This window comes from Acinetobacter sp. UBA1496, from assembly GCF_002324975.1.
Classification (GTDB): Bacteria; Pseudomonadota; Gammaproteobacteria; order Pseudomonadales; family Moraxellaceae; genus Acinetobacter; species Acinetobacter variabilis.
In genome coordinates this window covers 1-1,220 of sequence record NZ_DCRI01000039.1, presented here as the reverse complement: position 1 = coordinate 1,220, position 1,220 = coordinate 1, and the positions used below count along the sequence as shown (strand labels likewise).

Sequence of the window (1,220 nt, the reverse complement as noted above, 5' to 3'; positions counted from 1 at the left end):
ACAGGACCAGCTTCGTCGATAGGGCGACCAAGAACGTCCATGATACGGCCAAGAGTCGCTGTACCTACTGGTACAGAGATCGGAGCGTTAGTGTTAGTTACGTTCAAACCACGCTTAAGGCCTTCAGTAGAACCCATTGCAATAGTACGAACTACGCCATCACCAAGTTGTTGCTGAACTTCTAAAGTAGTTTCAGTACCGTCAACTTGGAGAGCGTCATAGATCTTAGGAACGCTGTTACGTTCAAACTCGACGTCGATAACCGCGCCGATGATCTGAATGATACGACCGCTACTCATTGCTGTCTCCTCAATTCAAACTAATATATGTTAAACGGCAGCGGCACCACCAACGATCTCAGAAATTTCCTGAGTAATCGCGGCTTGACGCAGCTTGTTATAAATAAGTTGCAGGTTCTTGATCAACTCACCCGCGTTATCAGTTGCAGCTTTCATTGCAACCATACGAGCAGACTGCTCACACGCGATGTTTTCGATCACACCTTGATACACCACAGACTCGATGTAACGAACCAACAAGCCATTTAAAAGCTCTTCAGCTTCAGGCTCGTAGATGTAGTCCCAACCGTATTGACGGTTAAGCGTCTTGTCTTCTTCAGCAGCTGCCAAAGGAACAAGCTGTTCGATCTTTTGGTTTTGAGTCATGGCGTTGACAAAGCCGTTAGAAACCAGATAAATACGATCTAATTCGCCTTTATCATAAGCGTCTAACATCACCTGTACAGAACCAGATAACTGTTCAAGACTTGGAGTGTCGCCCACTTGAGTGGTCGCACCAAGCACTTTACCGCCGTAGTTTTTAAAAAACGAAACCGCTTTTTGACCAATCAAAGCAAATTGAACTTCAATTGACTGCTCTTGTTGCTGCTGAACGTGTTTTACCACTTTCTTGAACAGGTTAATGTTCAAACCACCAGCAAGGCCACGATCTGAAGACACAATGATATAGCCAACGCGCTTAACAGGACGTTCAACCATATAACGGTGTTTATATTCAGGATTCGCTTGTACCAAATGAGCAATTACACGGTGCATATTTTCGGCATACGGACGGCCTTGAGCCATGCGCTCTTGCGCACGACGCATCTTAGAAGCTGCTACCATCTGCATCGCGCGAGTAATTTTCTGCGTGCTTTTGATACTAGCTACTTTGGCGCGAATTTCTTTTAAATTTGCCATACGCTTAACCTAGTATTCGAA

Annotated in this window: 1 protein-coding gene and 1 pseudogene; both read right to left on the bottom strand. The window is 45.2% G+C overall.

Annotated elements, in window-relative coordinates; all coding sequences use genetic code 11:
- Positions 1–299 (bottom strand): annotated as a pseudogene (locus tag B3143_RS04425) (F0F1 ATP synthase subunit beta); the annotation flags it as partial.
- A gap of 30 nt (positions 300–329) precedes the next feature.
- On the bottom strand, positions 330–1,199 hold the full coding sequence (gene atpG / locus B3143_RS04420; protein ID WP_004780708.1) for a F0F1 ATP synthase subunit gamma: 870 nt from the start codon (positions 1,197–1,199) through the stop codon (positions 330–332).
- Between the last annotated feature and the right edge of the window lie 21 nt (positions 1,200–1,220).